Origin of the sequence: Cedecea sp. P7760, assembly GCF_013386425.1 — a bacterium.
In the GTDB taxonomy this organism is placed as follows: domain Bacteria; phylum Pseudomonadota; class Gammaproteobacteria; order Enterobacterales; family Enterobacteriaceae; genus Cedecea; species Cedecea selenatireducens.
Window position 1 is genome coordinate 1 of sequence record NZ_JACARU010000026.1, and the last position, 17,321, is coordinate 17,321.

Below are 17,321 nucleotides of genomic sequence, written 5' to 3' on the forward strand. Positions count from 1 at the left end.
CTGTTTGTCATCAATCTGACCGCCTTCATGGGCGGTTTTTTTATGCTTCGTTCACCATAACCCGCAGTAAGGTTTCCAGCAGGCCGGGAAACCGCGCGTCCAGATCTTCACGCCTCAACGAAATCAGATTCTCACGTCCCTGAGGGCGCTGCCAAATCACGCCGCTATCGCGCAATACGCGCCAGTGGTGGGTCATGGTCGACTTCGCTACGTCCTGACGCAAAGCGCCGCAGGTAAGTTCTTCGCCACCGGCGAGCGATTTAACAATCCCCAGTCGCAGCGGATTACCCAGCGCAAAAAGGACATTTTCAAGGCGGATTTGTTCTCGTTCGGGATGGTTGGCGATCATACTCTTCCTGTATCGGCGGTTACGGCACGGCGGCCGGCTACTATAACAAACTTGCCGGACTTCGACTGTATCGAGATTAACGATAGCTCAAATTGTTCGAATATACTCGTACAGTTGTACTATGATGATGGCGAACAAATTGGGCGGCCATCCTGGCCGTCGCTTAACAGTCAAAAAGACTAAGGACACATCATGCCCCGACCCATCCCTCTCGAACGCTATCGCAACATTGGTATTTCCGCCCACATTGATGCCGGTAAAACAACTACGACCGAACGTATTTTGTTTTACACCGGCATGAGCCACAAACTGGGCGAAGTTCACGATGGCGCAGCAACGACAGACTGGATGGCTCAGGAGCAAGAGCGCGGCATTACCATTACGTCCGCCGCGGTGAGCTGCTTCTGGCCGGGTATGGATCGCGGTTTTGAACCGCACCGTATCAACATCATCGACACGCCGGGACACGTGGACTTCACCATTGAGGTGGAGCGCTCCATGCGCGTACTCGACGGCGCCGTAATGGTTTATGACTCCGTGGGCGGCGTGCAGCCTCAGTCCGAAACCGTGTGGCGACAGGCGAATAAATACCGCGTACCGCGGCTGGCCTTCGTTAACAAAATGGACCGTCCGGGAGCCGATTTCTTCCGCGTGGTGCAGATGATGATTGATCGCCTGAAGGCTAACCCGGTGCCGATTGTGATCCCCGTTGGTGCGGAGGAACGCTTCACCGGCGTGGTGGATCTGATCAAAATGCGCGCCATTTTGTGGGACGACGCAACCCAGGGTATGACGTTCAGCTATGCGCCGGTGCCTGAAGATCTGCTGCAAACCGCACAACAATGGCGGGAAAAAATGGTGTCCGCTGCGGCGGAGGCCAACGATGAGCTAATGGACAAATACCTGGAAACCGGCGAGCTGAGCGAGGCGGAGATCGTTACCGGCCTGCGTGCCCGTACCATCTCCGGGGAAATACAGCCTATGCTGTGCGGCAGCGCGTTCAAAAACAAAGGCGTACAGCGCATGCTGGATGCGGTTGTTGAGCTGATGCCTTCCCCGCTCGACATTCCTTCTATTCAGGGCGTGGACGAAAAGGGCCAGACGATTGAACGCCATGCCAACGACGACGAACCGTTCTCGGCGCTGGCTTTCAAGCTGATGACCGATCCTTACGTTGGCCAACTGACCTTTATCCGTGTTTATTCCGGCGTGCTGCGTAAAGGCGATTCGGTTTATAACCCGGTAAAAGGCAAAAAAGAGCGTATTGGCCGCATCGTGCAAATGCACGCGAACGACAGACATGAGGTAGACGAACTTCGCGCCGGTGATATCGCGGCCTGCGTAGGGCTGAAAGACGTTACCACGGGCGATACGCTAACCGACCCGAATGCGGTGATAACCCTTGAGCGTATGGAGTTTCCAGAACCGGTAATTTCACTCGCTATCGAGCCGAAGACCAAGGCCGATCAGGAAAAAATGGGTATCGCACTGCAGCGGCTGGCGGCAGAAGATCCCTCTTTCCGACTGCATACGGACGAGGAATCCGGCCAGACGATTATTTCCGGCATGGGCGAACTCCATCTGGAGATCATCGTGGACCGCATGAAGCGCGAGTTTGGCGTGGAGGCGAACATCGGTCGGCCTCAGGTTACCTATCGTGAAACGATCCGCAAGGCGGTGAAAGATGTTGAAGGTAAATTTGTGCGCCAGTCCGGCGGTAAAGGGCAGTACGGTCACGTGGTGCTGACGCTTGAGCCGCAGGAGCCGGGGAAAGGGTTTGTGTTTGAAGATGCGACCAAAGGGGGCGTGGTCCCGCGCGAGTACATTCCTTCCGTGGAGAAAGGCCTGCGCGAAGCCATGAACACCGGCGTGCTGGCCGGCTACCCGGTGGTGGACATCAAAGCCACGCTGACCTTTGGCTCTTACCATGACGTCGACTCTTCGGAAATGGCGTTCAGAATGGCGGCGATCTTTGGCTTCAAGGACGCCGTACGCAAGGCAGATCCGGCTATTCTGGAGCCGATCATGCACGTTGAGGTGGAAACGCCAGAAGAGTACGCCGGTAACATCATGGGCGATCTCTCTTCCCGTCGCGGCATGTTGCAGGGCATGGAAGAACGTTTTGGCAGCCAGATAATCCGGGCCGATGTTCCGCTGGCGGAGATGTTTGGCTACTCCACCACGCTGCGGTCTATGTCTCAGGGCAGGGCGACCTACAGCATGGAGTTCCATCACTATGCTGAAGCGCCGCGCAACGTGGCCGACGACATTATCGCCAGCCGCGTAAAAGCTTAAGCTGTACTCAAAATGGGCGAGGTTATCTCGCCCATTTTTTTATCTGCGAGTTAGTTCCCATCCGCTCTGCAACATCCCGTATACGTCAAAAAATACCTGAAGGCCGCTCGGTCATTCTGAATCAGAGCCATGTTCCGCTTCATTTTTACACAGATACTCCCCGATATAGTCTTGTGCCTATATAGTATTTAACCTATAGTGAAAAGGATGTCGTATGTGGTCGATAAAAATGACGGATACGTTTGATGCCTGGTTTACGGCATCGGATGATGCAATCAAAGCCAGCGTCATCGCATCAATGGTGTTGCTGAAGAGCAGAGGACCTTTACTAAGCAGGCCTTACGCAGACACGGTGAGAGGTTCGCAATACGCCAACATGAAAGAGCTGCGCGTTCAGTGCAGAGGCGAACCATTAAGGCTATTTTTCGCTTTTGATATAAGACGTTGCGCCATCCTGCTGTGTGCTGGCAATAAGGCCGGAAACGAGAAACGATTTTATGATGTCATGATTCCTCGGGCCGATAAGGAATTTGCAGCTCACCTTAAACAGTTAACGGAAAAGGAGCAGATAGAATGGGTCGAACACTAGAAGAGCTACTTGCCACGGAAAAACCAGAAGTTGTCGCCGCCGCGCAGGCCATGGCCGATGAAATGCTGCTGAATATCCATCTGGCTGAGCTACGCGATCGGGTAAGGAAAACGCAGAACGAGATGGCGCAAAAGCTGGGCGTGAAGCAGCCGACCGTTGCCGAAATGGAAAAAAAAGGACGTGATATCAAGCTATCTTCACTCAAACGCTACGTCGAAGCGGCGGGCGGCAAGGTTCAGCTGGATGTTGAGCTACCGGACGGCTCTCACTTTAAAATTGCGCTCTAAAGCTATTCGGGCAGGAAGACGGCCTATGCCGTCTCCGCCGGGTAATCTATGCCTGCCCGGTTTCCTGCAAGTGACGCCACAGCACCTGTTCACCTTCACGACGGAAGATAACGGTAGACCAGCGCCCGGTAGTCGAGCCGTTCAGGGTCTGCGTCTCGCGGTAAAGCACGGCGGCACCGTACTGCCATTCGTCCAGCAGAGTAAGGCTATCGACTTCAATTGCCAGCCCTTCACGGCTGCCGCCGCTGGCGCTGAAAAAGCCGCAAAGCGCCGGGTAATCCAGCTTTGTACCGCTCAACGCGATCATCGAATAATCGTCAGAAAAGCGTGCCAAAAGCGCCTCCAGCTCGCCCTGGCCCGCGCCAAGCCAATGCTCAATGGCAACGTGGGCGTCGATCACCTCTTTAAACCAGATATTCATCGCTCAGTGCTCCTTTTGGATAAGTTGATTTTTAATGTGCTGATTATTCAGCCGCAGATGATAAGCCAGCGGGGCAAGCGTCCCGGCGGCGGCAAGGCTAAAAGTAAAAAGGTAAGCGCGAGGGGCGGGCATCAACCCCTGTAATACGGCCAGCAGCAGGCTCAGCAGCGCCACGCCAAAGCAAAAGCTTAGCTGGCGATTAATGTTCCACAGCGCGCTGGCTTCGGGCATTGCCTCAGAAGCTATGGAGATAAAAGCGGTGCTCTGCGCCGTGCTGCTGGAAAGGCTCCCGCCCAGGCCCATCAGAATATAAGCCCCCACCAGCAGCGGAGTTTGCTCGCCGGAACTGACCTGCGCCAGCAGCAGGATCCCTGCAGCCTGAAGTAAGCCTCCGGCAGTAATCAGCGGGCGAGGGCCGAGGCGGTTAAACATCTTGCCGGTAAACGAAATTGCGACAAAAGAGGCCAGCGCCCAGGGTAGCATCAGCATGCCGGTTTGGGTGGCGGACAGGCTCAGCTGAGTTTGCAGATAGACGATGCTGACCAGGCTGGTGCCCATAAAAATGCCCGGAATGCATTGGTAAACGAACATCGCGTAGCGCAGCAACGGGTCTGCCAGCAGCGGTAGGCTGAATAGAGGATAAGGGTGCCTGCCGTTCCGGCGAACGAACAGCCACAGAATAAGCGTGCCGGAGGCCAGTAACAGCAGCGCCGATAAATGTGCCGCCGGGTTTCCGGCCTGGGTGACGCCCAACAAAATAGCAAACAGTCCGGCAGATCCCAGTATCAGCCCTTTGACGTCCAGCGGCCTGCGGGGAGTTTGTTGCCCGGTGGGTTTTAGCCACAGCCCGGCGAGCACTAACGTTAGCAGCGCCAGCGGCAGGCTCGACAAAAATATCCAGCGCCAGCCGAAAGACTCCACCAGCAGGCCGCCCGCCGTTGGCGAAAGCGCCGGAGCCAGCAGCGCCACCAGCATAATGGCTGATGAAAGTCTGGCCCGCTCGTGCACCGCAAAAAGCTGCCAGGTCAGCGCCTGGCCAACGGGGATCAGCAGCCCGCCGCCAACGCCCTGCAGAATACGCGCGGCGACCAGCGCCTCGAGGCCGGACGCGAGGCCGGATGCCAGCGTACCCAGCGTAAATAGCGCAAGTGAAAGCATAAACAGGCGTTTGGCGCCCAGGCGCTGCGTCAGCCACGCGCTGCAGGGAATAACCAGCGTCAGGCCGCAAAGATAGCCGTGGCTTATCCACGCCAGTTCGGTGACCGGCGCATTAAGCTCCCTGCCCATTTCAGGCCAGGCGACGTTGGAGATAAACATATTGATCAGGTCGAGAAAAAAGCCGAGCAGATAAACGGCAGCAACCCTGTAGCGGTAAGGCATGACGGTTCTCGTGAAAAAGAAAAGGTGATTTCAGCAGGTTCGGCCGGGCGGATAAATCCTGTTGCGGCTGATACACTGTCAAAAATAATTTGATAATCAGGCGAATTAGCATGCTGAACTTACAGCGAGTGGCGCAGTTTGTGGCCGTGGTGGAGGCCGGGGGCTTTACCGCCGCGGCGCAATCAGCGCAGCAAACTAAGGCGGTGATAAGCTTTAACGTTCGCCAGCTTGAGGCGGAGCTTGGCGTTTCGCTTCTCGTGCGCTCCACGCGCCGCGTGGCGTTAACCCAGGCGGGCGAGGTGTTTTACCAGCGTGCTTTACAGCTCTTAAGAGAAAGCGAAGCGCTGGTTGAAGACGTTCAGGGGCACCACGGAGGATTTTCGGGCGAGCTGAGTATTTCGACGACGCCGGAATACGGCCAGGCAAAGGTCATTCCCGCCCTGAGCGCCTTCGGCAGGCTGCATCCCGGGCTGACTATCCGGCATGAGTCCTCTTCTGCGCCGGTTAACCTGATCTCCGGGCAGTTTGACGTTGCTATCCGCCTCGGCAAGCTGGTGGATTCCTCTTACCGCGCCGCGCTGATAGAGCGCTTTGAGATTGTGGCAGTTGCCGCCCCGCAGTGGATCGAACGCAACCCGATCGGCAGTCTGGAAGCCCTGGCCGAAGCGGAATGGGTTATTCATCGTCGGCTGCCAACGCCGAGAGAATGGCAGGTTATTGGGCGTGACCAGGAAACGCGAGATCTTACGATTACCGGGCCAGCACGCTTTATGACCGACACGGCGGCAGTGCTAATGGCCTTTGTGGTGCAGGGCTGCGGCGTGGGTTTACTGCCCGAATGGCTGGTGCGAAACGCGATAGAACGCGGTGAACTTCAGTACGTACTGCCTGAATATCGTTTCCCCTCCCAGGGGATTTATGCGGTTTACCCAAATACCCGGCACGTTCCGGCGAAGGTGCGTGCGCTGATAGATTTTTTACAGGACTGGGAAAGTAACAGACCCGCTTAGCGGGTCCGTTTTTAGGCTTACAAAGCTTTTTGAGCCTTGCCCTGCAAGGTTACAGCCGCTGGCGCAGATGAGATCCCCGGCAGCCCAATCTTCAGGCCGAAGGTCAGCAGCGAATACATCACGCCGCCGGTCAGCATCGAGGCAATCACACCCAGGTTCGCGGTGGCAAAGACGCTATGGCGGGTCTCTTCCGTCAGCAGGAAACCGACCACATGCGCGATATACGGGTCGCCCGAGGTAATCGTGCCCAGGCCCACAAACGTTGCCACGCCCAGCGAAAGCAGCGCCGTCCAGCGGCCATCTCTGCCACCAAAACCCGCCTTGTTCGCCATCGCCACATCCCAGCCCAGGCGCTTCTGGCGCAGGAAGTCGATCAGCTGAATCGCCCCGGCGGAGCCAATCACCACCGAGATAGAGGCCAGGAATGACTGGAAGGTCGCGAGGAACGAGTCAGAAATAAACATCAGGTAGAACGCGCCGAAGCCTATGATGGCCGCGTTCAGCGTGGTGGTCGTGGCGCGGCTGGCGGGAATGCCCAGCGCCAGTAATGCCAGGCCGGAACTGTACACGCCGGTAATCGCAGCCGCCAGTAGCGAAACGATAATCACGATGGAAAACGGTACGTAGAACCAAAACGGCAGCAGGTTAGTCAGCGAGGCGATAGGCGACTGCGCCGCAGCTGCGCCCAGCTCCGGGTTACTGTCGGCCAGGAACGCGCCTAACACCAGCAGAATGCTTACCGGCAGGGAAATCCCCGTTGTCGTCCAAAAAATCACTTTTGAGGCCTGCGTTTTCTTCGGCAGATAGCGCGCGAAGTCGCCGCCGTAGTTCAGGAAGCCCAGGCCCACCATGGTCATCGCCATCACCACGCCGCCGATCCAGGTCAGCAGGTCGCCGTGCGCGGCGCTCTGGCCCAGCTTTTCCCAGTGAATGTGCGGCAGCATCAGGAAGATAAAAATGATGCTCATAAACCCGGTCAGCCACGCGATGTATTTCTCGACCTTCATGATCAGCTGGTGGCCATAAATGGCGACCGACATGGTCAGCGCCAGGCTGACGATAAACCAGCCGAGAATGCAGACCAGCGTTGGTTTGCCGTCCGCCAGCGCAAACGCCGCGGGCCAGAGTTTGGCAAACAGCGCCGCGCCGGTGGACGAGGCGAGGGTAATAATGGTGATTTTCCAGCCCATGTTGGAGATATAGGCAAACAGCGTCGGGAATTTATTGCCATGATAGCCGAAGCAGAAACGGGTCTGGGTCAGCGTCGGCAGGCCGGTTCTTGGCCCGCCCACCGCCAGCACGCCGACCAGGCAGCAGGAAAGCAGGTAGCCGAGAATCCCGGCGGTGATAGACTGCCAGACGCTCAGGCCCAGCGAGTAAACGTAAATCCCGTAGGTCATCCCCAGAATGGAGACATTCCAGGAGAACCAAATCGGGAACAGCCCCGAAGGTTTGCCGTAACGTTCAGCTTCGGGCACGGCATTGACGCCGTTTGATTCAACTTTTATGCCGCCAGAGGCCGGCTGGTGTGTAGAGTTTGTCATCGGAGAACCCTTATGGGAGAAATCAATCGCAGAGAATTGCGGTTTCTAAAGCGAGCTCAATCATTTTGTCTAACGTGTTTTGGAGTTCTTCTGCCGTCGGCTCTTCACCCGTAACGCTGCTTACGCAGGCCGTTAGCAGGCTCAGGGCTTTGGCGCGGTACTGCGCGGCGATAGTGAATAGCGCCGAGGTTTCCATTTCCACCGCAAGGATGTTCATCTTTTTGAGGGCAGGGAGCATGCCTTCGGGTTTGTCGTACAGCAGGTCGTTGGTGAAGGTGTTGCCGAACTGGGTCGGAATATTATTTTGCTCAGCCGCCATCCAGCAGCGGCGCAGTAGGTCAAAGTCCGGCACGGCCGCGTAGTCATAGCCGCCAAAGCGGTCGCGGTTTACCGAAGAGGACGTCCCCGCGCCGGTGGCGACAATCACGTGGCGCATATCCACGCTTTCATCCACCGCGCCACAGGTGCCGATGCGAATAAGCTGCTTAACGCCAAACGCGTTGATCAATTCATGGACGTAAATCGAAACGGACGGAATGCCCATCCCGTGCGCCATCACGGAAAGACGCTTGCCCTTGTAGTAGCCGGTAAAGCCGAACATATTGCGGGTATCGCACACGCGCTTTGCGTCGGTTAAATAAGTCTGCGCGATGTACTGCGCGCGCAGCGGGTCGCCGGGCATGATCACGGTTTCGGCAAAGTCGCCTGGGTTGGCGTTAATATGTGGCGTCATCAGACGATCTCCTGGCTGGTTTCATGCCGCTAAGATAGAAACCCCGTCGCTTGCAGAAAAAGGCAAATGTCCGACCGGACTGACGGCGATCACAAAATTGATTTTTGCCCTGGCAAGAAAAGAGAAACGCCAGGGCTGGCAAGGGATGAGTAAAACGCGGAGTATTGACAATACCGAGGGACGATAGTTAATCTCAGCCGCCTTTTTCACCGCAGAGTCTGGTGAAACAGGCAATACTTGACGAGTTAGTGACCTTATTTTGCTGCGTGGCAGCCCTGCCGGAGAGCGACAACACCATGAATATTATTCAGCAGTTCGCTCAGCGCGGGCACCAGATCCTGCGCGATGCCGTGTACGCCGCGCCGCTTAAAACCAAAGAGATCGGCCCCGACGAATTTATTCTGCGTCAGGGCGAAGAGATCAAAGCGCTTTACTGGATAACGCTCGGCGAGTACACCATGCACTACAACGCCGAAAACGGGAAAGCGTTCAGCCTGGGGCAACGCTTCGTCAGCGATACCATCATCGGCGAAATTGAATATCTTACCCACACGCCGAGCCAGTTCTCGGTCGTGGCCCACGACACCATGGCGGTAAAAGTCATCCCGCTGGCGATGATGGACACCATCCTGACCAGCCACGCGGAAGTCGGCGTCTGGCTCAGCCAGCTGCTTTCCACCAGCTACCAGCGCGGAATGGCGAGAACCATGGAACGCTTCCTGCAGCCGCTGGTGTTTAACATCGTGGCCGACCTGTATGAACGCCATCAGCAGAACAAGCCGCTGGTGGACTTCTCGCAGGTGTCCCGCGAGGCCGAACGTTTTGGCTGCTCCGAAAGAACCTACCGCCGCGTCATTAATCAACTGATAGAAGAGCAGTACATTCAGAAAGTGGCCCATGAGTACGTGATTTGCGACATAGAGAAATTCCGCCAGGTGCTGACCCATCCAGGGCGCATTGGCTAGCAAAATTTATGTAGCAAACGGCTAAAAAACCGGGAAAAAACGGTGATAGACTCCGGCAATACATCATCCGCAAGGGAGTAGGGCTGTGAGTGAGTCCGTCGAAAATCAGAACGCGTTTAAGCATGCTTTTAATCATGCGCTTTTGCAGGAAATTGCGAACTTAATCGCGCAGCACTATCCCGCCTTTAACGTCGATGCCTTTCTAAAAAAAGCAGAGAAGCTGGATAAGCTGGAGATGAAGGCCAGGGTCCAGACCATCCGCGACGCGCTGGCGGCTGAGCTGCCGCAGGACTACCCGGCGGCACTGGGCGTGGTGGTTTCGGTATTAAAAGAGAATAAGCTTCGCGGTTTTGCCGTCTGGCCCTTCGCGGAGTTTATTCAGGTTTATGGCCTGGACCAGCCGGAAATTTCCCTCGAAGCCCTGAAAGTGGTCACCGTTTGTTTTACCGCCGAATGGGCGGTGAGGCCTTTTATAAAACAGGATCCTGACGCAACCATGCGCTTTCTGCTCAAATGTGCGCAGGACGAAAGCGTGGACCTTCGCCGCTGGGCTTCGGAAGGCACACGCCCGCGCGTGCCGTGGGGCGAAAAGCTGCATCTGTTTATCAAAGACCCGGCGGGAACACGCGCGATTCTGGATGCCCTGAAGTTCGACCCGGAGCTGTACGTCCGAAAAAGCGTGGCCAACCACCTGAACGACATCACCAAAGATCACCCGGACTACGTAATTCAGCTCCTGCAAAGCTGGCAGCAGCAGGCGAAACAGTCCGGCAGTGAAGAGGTAAAAAAAGTCGCGTGGATAACCCGCCACTCGCTGCGCACCTTAATTAAGAACGGTCACCCGGACGCGCTGGCGCTGATCGGCGTGCAGCACGGCGCGGACGTCGCGTTGGATGCCTTCTCCATCAGGCAAAAAGCCATCGCCCTCGGAGGAAACCTGGAATTTAAGGTCAGCCTGCGCTCAACCAGCGACGCTCCACAAAATATCGTTGTCGATTACGTGCTGCACTTTATGAAAGCCAACGGCAGCACCGCCCCGAAGGTCTTCAAGCTCCGCGCGTTCGAACTCCCGGCCGGAGGCACGGTCACCATAGAGAAAAAGCACGCGGTGAAGAAAATCACCACCCGCCAGTATTACCCCGGCGTGCAACTGATTGAGATCCAGGTCAACGGAAAGGTGCTTGGGGGAGAGGAGTGGGCGTTGGATTTATAGCAAGTATTCGCCACCGGCGGTTTGCGGGTGGCGACAGTTTTACTGCTCTTTAGTCTTACGTTGGCCGACAGCCAGGTTTGCTCAGGGGCAACGCCTAACGCATCGGCAATAAGCCTTTCCCCTTTAGGCCAGCGCGCTTTAACGCATTTGCCAGCGTAAAAGACGCCAGCCCAGCTTTACGATACACCGCCGCCAAAAACGGACCTTGTACACTCAAAAGAACTGAGGCCGGGCAGAGTGAAATGCTTTTTATGTTTGCTTTTATCTATTGTTATAGATATCAGGCCGGGTAATAGCCCACGCGTAATTTTTCTTATTCACCGGTTCATAGCCAAATTTTTCATAAAGCCAGGGCGCAGTTGTTGTGAATAACAAGACCCTGCGAAGCTTTTCAAACACCGGGTGGCTATGAATACATTCCATAAGCCATCTTCCTAACCCGTCGCCCTGGTATTCCTCAAGTACATACACATCACAAAGATACGCGAAAGTTGCATAATCCGTTATCAGACGTGCAAATCCTGCCTGGGATTCATTATGATAAATGCCAAAGTTAAGGCTGTTCGCTGCTGAAGTCGTGACGGTTTCCAGATCGATACCTTTTGCCCATGTGGATCTTGTCAAATACTGATGCACAGCCTGTATGTTCAACTTTGCATTGTCAGTACTAATCAGAAAATCATTCATCCGCCATTCATGTATCGCTGAAATGCTCACTTTGACACCTGCACAGATACTTTAGGGAGGCTTAACCTTAGCATTGTCTAAGAGAAATGATCCGAACTGAATCGAGCTGACTTCCAAAGATTGAACCGTTAGCGCTAAAGCACAACATCCGCAGTTCGCTCAAAGCAGAAGCAAAGAATCAAAAGCAAAAGTCCGCTTAAGTTTCTTTCAGTTGACTTCTTAAATATCACTCGTTCGCACTACAGCAGCGCTGTTATGGATTCGCCTGGCGGCATTTTGTCTCATGAGGGCAGTTGAGCCGCGTACAGGGTACATGATAAGGTGTTCTTTAAATCAACAGGGAAAAGACAATGCCAAAACAATTGTTCAAGCCGTCAGAAGTGCAACAAACGTTTGCCCAACTCAACATGCGTATCAGCAATGAGGAGCTCTTTGAGGCAATCGTCAATGTGCCGACCATGACGCCAATCGAACTTGCGGCTATTTCTCTGCCGCCAGGCTATCAGCTTGTGCGTATTGATAACCGATTGCCTGCCGTTCCTTTTGAGCATTTCGAGCTAGTGGTTATCAACCATCTGTTGCGCGAGGTGGTCTATTACAACCGCGTAATAATCCAGCCGGATGCCTTCCTGAACCATTTGCCCGTGACGCAGATTCTGGTATGGCGTACACCAAACCCAGTGCACAATGCTGCGTTGCAGGGACTGGCCGGTAAAGTGTTTACCTTGTATTTGCTGAAAAATTACAATGTGGTGATAACTGACCGCCACCAGACGCAGCAGGGGCAAAACTTTTGGTTAACGCGGCTGTATGAAGCGCTGGCGGCAAATAAATTCGTGTATGGGTATGACATGATCTCTTGCGAGCTGCGCCAGATAGAAACGCCTGAGCAAATAGGGCAGGTAACAGAGTGGCTTTGGGGAGATGATGATAACTACCAAAACCGCCTGGCGATTATCAGCGTAATGCCATTGCCAGCCGCAGAACAGACCTCATGATTGACGTTAAAGCATTACGCGAGAGTTTGGGTATCAATCGTGCCGAATTTGCTGATGCGGTCGGGACTTCGGTTGCGCTGGTGCAGAGTTGGGAGTTGGGGCGACGCCAGCCAAACGGCACGGCCTTAAAGCTCCTGTCATTATTGCAGCGTAACCCTAACCTGATAAAAGATTTGAGAGCATAAGAATCCGGGTGATCGCCGAGCTTGGTGGCAGCAGGTAGCGCTTTTTCCTGAACCATCAAAAGCAAAAAGCCCGCTTAAGTTTCCTTAAGCGGGCTTCTCAAATATGGCTCCTCTGACTGGACTCGAACCAGTGACATACGGATTAACAGTCCGCCGTTCTACCGACTGAACTACAGAGGAATCGTGTGAACGGGGCGAATATTAGCGGCGGCTCAGGGGCTTGTCAAAGGCAAAATCTCACGGTGCGGTGCGTTTGCAGAAACTATCAACATCTTGTTGCCTTTTCAGGCAATCAGAGACAAAAAAATCCTTTGCAGGATAACGATTTGTCGCCCATTATTTGAAATGCCGTTTTATCTTTCCTTGCAGGTCCTCGCTTGAACTTACATGCAGTCCTTCGCCAGACCGTGGCGAAAACGCCGTGGTACGCCAAACGTAAGAGTTATCGGGTGCTGTTCTGGCGAGAGATAACGCCGCTGGCGGTGCCTATCTTCCTCGAAAACACCTGCGTGCTGCTGATGGGCGTACTCAGTACCTTCCTCGTCAGCTGGTTAGGGAAAGAGGCGATGGCGGGCGTGGGGCTCGCCGACAGCTTTAATATGGTTATTATGGCGTTCTTCGCCGCTATCGACCTTGGCACCACGGTGGTGGTGGCGTTCAGCTTCGGCAGGCTGGATCCGGAGCGGGCGAGGGCGGCGGCCAGGCAGTCGCTGATCCTGATGACCATCGTGTCGTTTATTATGGCCGCAGGCATTCACCTGGCAGGCACGCATATCATCGATGTCATCGCCGGGAACGCCACGCCAGAAGTAAAAGGTCTCGCGCTTTCCTACCTGCAAACCACCGTCTGGAGTTACCCGGCGGCGGCCATCGCGCTGATCGGCAGCGGCGCGCTGCGCGGGGCGGGGAACACCAAAATCCCGCTGCTGATTAACGGCGGCATGAACATCCTCAATATCATCATCAGCAGCATTCTTATCTACGGCATCTTCGGCTGGGGCGGGCTGGGCTTTGTCGGCGCAGGCCTGGGGCTGACCATTTCCCGCTACATCGGCGCGGCGGGTATTATTTTCGTGCTGATGATTGGCTTTAATCCGGCGCTACGCATTTCGCTGAAAAGCTACTTCACGCCGCTCAACTGGGGCATTTTGTGGGAAGTGCTCGGCATCGGTATCCCGGCCAGCGTCGAGTCGGTGCTGTTCAACGGCGGCAAGCTGCTGACGCAAATGTTCGTCGCCGGGATGGGCACCAACGTCATTGCCGGGAACTTTATTGCCTTCTCCGTAGCCTCGCTGATTAACCTGCCGGGCAACGCCCTCGGGTCGGCGTCAACAATAATCGTCGGCAGGCGGCTGGGAAAAGGGCAAATCGGCCAGGCCGAGCGCCAGCTGCGCCACACGTTCTGGCTCGCCACGATTGGCCTGACGATCATTGCCTGGGGAACTGCGCCGTTCGCCGGGCTATTCGCCTCGTTCTATACCAGTGAAGATGACGTCAAAGAAGTCGTTAAAGTCCTGCTGTGGATGAACGCCGCGTTTATGCCTATCTGGGCCGCGTCCTGGGTGCTGCCGGCCGGGCTGAAGGGCGCGCGGGATGCCCGTTACGCGATGTGGGTGTCGATGGCGGGAATGTGGGGTTGCCGTGTTATCGCCGGTTACACGCTGGGGATTGTGCTCGGGATGGGCGTGGTGGGCGTCTGGCTGGGGATGTTCGGCGACTGGGCGGTGCGCGGCGCGTGCTTCTACTGGCGAATGATCAGCGGCCGCTGGCTGAAAAAATACCCGCGACCGCCGAAAGAACCGCTTACGGTGCCAGAAGAAAGCGCCGTTTAGCGATCGAAAGCCCCGGCAATGGCACGCATGTCGTTGCCGGTTGGCGTCTGGTGAATACGCAGCCCAAACTCGTCCACCACGGCAAAAATGTGGTCGAAGATATCGGCCTGGATGCTTTCATACTCCGCCCACACCACGGTGTTGGTGAAGGCATAAATTTCCACCGGCAGCCCTTCGCTTTCAGGGGCAAGCTGGCGCACCATCAGGGTCATGTCTTTGCGAATTCGCGGGTGGCTACGCAGGTACTCATTCAGGTAAGCCCGGAAGGTGCCGACGTTGGTCATTTTGCGCTGGTTCAGCACCGAGTCGTCGGCGTGCTGCTGGTTATATTCGCTGATCTCTTTCCCGCGCTCTGCCATATACGGTTGCAGCAGCTTCGCCTTAAGTAGCTTCTCCTGCTCGTCCTGCGACAGAAAACGAATGCTGGTAGTGTCGATGTTCACGCTGCGCTTAATGCGTCGCCCGCCGGAGGCCGACATCCCGCTCCAGTTTTTAAAGGCGTCAGACACCAGGGCGTAGGTTGGGATGGTGGTAATGGTATTGTCCCAGTTGCGGACTTTCACCGTCGTCAGGCCGATGTCGATCACCGCACCGTCCGCGCCGTATTTCGGCATTTCAAGCCAGTCGCCCATCTTCAGCATGCTGTTGGCAGAGAGCTGGATCCCGGCCACCAGGCCAAGAATCGGATCTTTAAACACCAACATCAGCACGGCGGCCATCGCGCCGAGGCCGCTTATCAATATTGCCGGGGATTTCCCAATCAGCAGCGAAACCATCATGATGCCGACGACAATCGCGGCCAGCAGCTTCACGCCCTGGAAAATACCCTTCAGCGGCAGTTGAGAAGCGAAAGAGAATTTACCCGACAGGCCGAAAATCACATCCAGCAGGGAGAAGAAGGACATCAGCGCGTAGAGCATCACCCACAGCTGGGCGCAGGTGGTCAGAATGGTCGCCGCATCGCTGCCTTTTTGCAGCCATAACACAGCCTGAACGTTAACGATGATGCCCTGCAGCAGAAACGCCAGCCGGTGAAACAGCTTGTTCTGGGTGATTATCTGCAGCGAGAGGCTGGAGCTGGACTGCGCCCGCTTCTCAAAGGCCCGCAGTACAATGCCGTGCAGAATAAAATGCACGACCAGCGCGGTCAGAAAAATGATGCCGAAAATGACGATCAGGGAAGTGGTGTGGTTGGGTTGAATACCGTATTGCTCGAGGGCGGATATCAATTCCTGCATAACGTCTCCTTTAAAAACAAGAGGACATCATGCCCTCTGAAGCCAGCGGTCGCAACCCGACCGTTCAATTTGTAAACATATTCACCGCCGATCCTTACAGAATTTTCTCGGGGCGGTTATGCTTAACGTATTCACGTCATGTTAACTAACAGGGAAATTATGATTCGTTTCTCCACGCTGGCTTTTGCTCTGGCGGCGGTCACGCAAAGCGCGATGGCCGTAACTTATCCTTTGCCGCCGGAAGGCAGTCGCCTGGTTGGCGCGCCGATCACGGTAACCGTGCCGGAGGGCAACAAGGAGCCGCTGGAACATTTTGCCGCTCAGTACGGGCAGGGCTTCAGCAATATGCTGGAGGCTAATCCGGGCGTCGATCCGTTCCTGCCCAAAGTCGGCACGCAATTGGTTATTCCGCAGCAGGTTATTTTGCCGGACACCGTGCGTGAAGGGATTGTGGTGAACGTGGCGGAAATGCGCCTCTACTATTATCCAAAGGACAGCAACACGGTTGAAATCCTGCCGATCGGCATCGGTCAGGCCGGGCGTGAAACGCCGCGCAACTGGGTAACTCGCGTGGAGCGCAAGCAGGACGCCCCGGCCTGGACGCCAACCCCGAACACCCGCCGCGAGTACGCCAAAGAAGGCAAAACGCTGCCTGCTTTTGTGCCGCCGGGGCCGGATAACCCGATGGGCCTGTACGCCATTTACATCGGCAAGCTGTACGCCATTCACGGCACTAACGCCAACTTTGGCATCGGCCTGCGCGTCAGCCAGGGCTGTATCCGCCTGCGCAACGACGACATTAAATTCCTGTTCGATAATGTGCCGGTCGGGACTCGCGTACAGCTGATTGACCAGCCAGTGAAGGCCACCACAGAGCCGGACGGCAAGCGCTGGTTAGAGGTTCACGAGCCGCTGTCGCGTAATCGCGCGGAGTTTGAGTCCGACAAAAAAGTCCCGCTGCCGATGACCACGGTATTGCGCAGCGAAACTCAGGCGTCGGATGTGCATGCTGCCGTCGTCAGCGAGGCGTTGAATCGTCGTTCCGGTATGCCGGTACAAATAAATGCAGCCGCTACGGAGTCCGGGCGACTGTAATTATCAGTAAGAAAAAGAAAAGCTCGCCATGCGCGAGCTTTTCTTTATTTGAATAATTCTGCCGTGGCGAAGAGCTTATTTTGCCCGCCTGCGGAGGTCACTTTAAACGATGTTGCCCCGGCCTTATCGGCTTTGTCGGAAAGCTGATTAATAGCCTGGTCAAGCGTAGTTGCGCCGCTGGTTGAAATGGAGCCTATGCTTTGCCCGGCGCTTGCCTGCTGAACTTCAGTGGCGGCTAAAACCGTGCCGGTCAGGGCGGTAAATACGGTAAGGGCAAGGGCGGAAGTTATCATTTTACGCATCATAATGAGTCTCTCAATGTGGGTAATAAGCGAGTCGTCGGTGAATGCGTTGCATGCTACGTTGCCACCTGGTTAATGAATAGCAGGGGTTATTGATGAAGACTTTCAAAAATTCTGGCTGGTAATATCTGGGTGTTATTGACTGTAAATTAGCTTAAGCCGCCTTATATTTTCCTTAATTAATCTGCCGCAACGTGA

At 55.4% G+C, this 17,321-nt stretch carries 18 protein-coding genes, 1 tRNA gene and 1 pseudogene; 10 read left to right on the forward strand and 10 right to left on the reverse strand.

Annotation, left to right across the window (positions count from 1 at the left end; all coding sequences use genetic code 11):
* Nucleotides 1-40 precede the first annotated feature (40 nt).
* Nucleotides 41-349: a helix-turn-helix transcriptional regulator gene (locus tag HX778_RS11330; protein ID WP_038481382.1), complete on the reverse strand. Its 309-nt coding sequence runs from the start codon at nucleotides 347-349 to the stop codon at nucleotides 41-43.
* 192 nt (nucleotides 350-541) lie between these two features.
* On the opposite strand from HX778_RS11330, the gene fusA reads away from it, so the two are divergent.
* The 3 genes from fusA (at nucleotide 542) to HX778_RS11345 (ending at nucleotide 3,520) form a co-directional block, all read left to right on the forward strand.
* The gene (gene fusA, locus HX778_RS11335) at nucleotides 542-2,644 is read left to right on the forward strand and encodes an elongation factor G (protein WP_176982022.1); all 2,103 of its coding nucleotides are present in this window, start codon (nucleotides 542-544) and stop codon (nucleotides 2,642-2,644) included.
* Between the two features lie 214 nt (nucleotides 2,645-2,858).
* The gene (locus HX778_RS11340; RefSeq protein ID WP_038481388.1) at nucleotides 2,859-3,233 is read left to right on the forward strand and encodes a type II toxin-antitoxin system RelE/ParE family toxin; all 375 of its coding nucleotides are present in this window, start codon (nucleotides 2,859-2,861) and stop codon (nucleotides 3,231-3,233) included.
* Complete coding sequence (locus tag HX778_RS11345; RefSeq protein ID WP_038481391.1) at nucleotides 3,218-3,520, forward strand: helix-turn-helix domain-containing protein; 303 nt, start codon at nucleotides 3,218-3,220, stop codon at nucleotides 3,518-3,520. Before HX778_RS11340 ends, HX778_RS11345 begins: the two co-directional genes overlap by 16 nt.
* A gap of 46 nt (nucleotides 3,521-3,566) precedes the next feature.
* Here HX778_RS11345 and HX778_RS11350 read toward each other — a convergent pair whose 3' ends face one another.
* Nucleotides 3,567-3,941 (reverse strand): DUF4440 domain-containing protein, encoded by a 375-nt coding sequence (locus HX778_RS11350; protein WP_176982023.1) that lies wholly within the window; start codon nucleotides 3,939-3,941, stop codon nucleotides 3,567-3,569.
* Nucleotides 3,942-3,944: 3 nt separating this feature from the next.
* On the reverse strand, nucleotides 3,945-5,321 hold the full coding sequence (locus HX778_RS11355; RefSeq protein WP_176982024.1) for an MFS transporter: 1,377 nt from the start codon (nucleotides 5,319-5,321) through the stop codon (nucleotides 3,945-3,947).
* 110 nt (nucleotides 5,322-5,431) lie between these two features.
* On the opposite strand from HX778_RS11355, the gene HX778_RS11360 reads away from it, so the two are divergent.
* Nucleotides 5,432-6,331 (forward strand): LysR family transcriptional regulator, encoded by a 900-nt coding sequence (locus HX778_RS11360; protein WP_176982025.1) that lies wholly within the window; start codon nucleotides 5,432-5,434, stop codon nucleotides 6,329-6,331.
* A 17-nt stretch (nucleotides 6,332-6,348) separates the two neighbouring features.
* Here HX778_RS11360 and HX778_RS11365 read toward each other — a convergent pair whose 3' ends face one another.
* Together HX778_RS11365 and deoD are read right to left on the reverse strand one after the other, a co-directional pair.
* The gene (locus HX778_RS11365; RefSeq protein WP_176982026.1) at nucleotides 6,349-7,875 is read right to left on the reverse strand and encodes a cytosine permease; all 1,527 of its coding nucleotides are present in this window, start codon (nucleotides 7,873-7,875) and stop codon (nucleotides 6,349-6,351) included.
* Between the two features lie 22 nt (nucleotides 7,876-7,897).
* On the reverse strand, nucleotides 7,898-8,611 hold the full coding sequence (gene deoD, locus HX778_RS11370) for a purine-nucleoside phosphorylase (RefSeq protein WP_235212943.1): 714 nt from the start codon (nucleotides 8,609-8,611) through the stop codon (nucleotides 7,898-7,900).
* Between the two features lie 218 nt (nucleotides 8,612-8,829).
* On the opposite strand from deoD, the gene HX778_RS11375 reads away from it, so the two are divergent.
* Together HX778_RS11375 and HX778_RS11380 are read left to right on the forward strand one after the other, a co-directional pair.
* On the forward strand, nucleotides 8,830-9,573 hold the full coding sequence (locus HX778_RS11375; RefSeq protein ID WP_235212888.1) for a Crp/Fnr family transcriptional regulator: 744 nt from the start codon (nucleotides 8,830-8,832) through the stop codon (nucleotides 9,571-9,573).
* An 85-nt stretch (nucleotides 9,574-9,658) separates the two neighbouring features.
* Nucleotides 9,659-10,786, forward strand: a complete 1,128-nt coding sequence (locus HX778_RS11380; RefSeq protein WP_176982027.1) for a DNA alkylation repair protein — start codon at nucleotides 9,659-9,661, stop codon at nucleotides 10,784-10,786.
* 65 nt (nucleotides 10,787-10,851) lie between these two features.
* Here HX778_RS11380 and HX778_RS25120 read toward each other — a convergent pair.
* A pseudogene (locus HX778_RS25120) lies at nucleotides 10,852-11,030 on the reverse strand (helix-turn-helix domain-containing protein); the annotation flags it as partial.
* Between the two features lie 17 nt (nucleotides 11,031-11,047).
* Nucleotides 11,048-11,503 carry a GNAT family N-acetyltransferase gene (locus HX778_RS11390; RefSeq protein WP_176982028.1) on the reverse strand — a complete coding sequence of 152 codons (456 nt, stop codon included), beginning with the start codon at nucleotides 11,501-11,503 and terminating at the stop codon, nucleotides 11,048-11,050.
* Between the two features lie 320 nt (nucleotides 11,504-11,823).
* Here HX778_RS11390 and HX778_RS11395 point away from each other — a divergent pair, with 320 nt between their 5' ends.
* Entirely contained in the window at nucleotides 11,824-12,471 is a 648-nt protein-coding gene (locus tag HX778_RS11395; RefSeq protein ID WP_176982029.1) for a hypothetical protein, read from the forward strand.
* Complete coding sequence (locus HX778_RS11400) at nucleotides 12,468-12,656, forward strand: DNA-binding transcriptional regulator (RefSeq protein WP_176982030.1); 189 nt, start codon at nucleotides 12,468-12,470, stop codon at nucleotides 12,654-12,656. Before HX778_RS11395 ends, HX778_RS11400 begins: the two co-directional genes overlap by 4 nt.
* A 104-nt stretch (nucleotides 12,657-12,760) precedes the next feature.
* On the opposite strand, the gene HX778_RS11405 is transcribed toward HX778_RS11400, so the two are convergent.
* Nucleotides 12,761-12,836: transfer RNA gene (locus HX778_RS11405), tRNA-Asn, on the reverse strand.
* 197 nt (nucleotides 12,837-13,033) lie between these two features.
* Between HX778_RS11405 and HX778_RS11410 the strand changes: the two genes are divergently transcribed.
* Nucleotides 13,034-14,488, forward strand: coding sequence for an EmmdR/YeeO family multidrug/toxin efflux MATE transporter (locus tag HX778_RS11410; protein ID WP_176982031.1), 1,455 nt, complete (start codon nucleotides 13,034-13,036; stop codon nucleotides 14,486-14,488).
* Here the strand turns inward: HX778_RS11410 and HX778_RS11415 are convergent.
* Nucleotides 14,485-15,726 carry a mechanosensitive ion channel family protein gene (locus tag HX778_RS11415; protein ID WP_176982032.1) on the reverse strand — a complete coding sequence of 414 codons (1,242 nt, stop codon included), beginning with the start codon at nucleotides 15,724-15,726 and terminating at the stop codon, nucleotides 14,485-14,487. The genes HX778_RS11410 and HX778_RS11415 overlap by 4 nt on opposite strands.
* 159 nt (nucleotides 15,727-15,885) lie before the next feature.
* Between HX778_RS11415 and ldtA the strand changes: the two genes are divergently transcribed.
* Nucleotides 15,886-16,821 (forward strand): L,D-transpeptidase, encoded by a 936-nt coding sequence (gene ldtA / locus HX778_RS11420; RefSeq protein ID WP_176982033.1) that lies wholly within the window; start codon nucleotides 15,886-15,888, stop codon nucleotides 16,819-16,821.
* A gap of 44 nt (nucleotides 16,822-16,865) precedes the next feature.
* Here ldtA and HX778_RS11425 read toward each other — a convergent pair whose 3' ends face one another.
* Nucleotides 16,866-17,126 carry a DUF1471 domain-containing protein gene (locus HX778_RS11425; protein WP_038481422.1) on the reverse strand — a complete coding sequence of 87 codons (261 nt, stop codon included), beginning with the start codon at nucleotides 17,124-17,126 and terminating at the stop codon, nucleotides 16,866-16,868.
* Nucleotides 17,127-17,321: the final 195 nt, after the last annotated feature.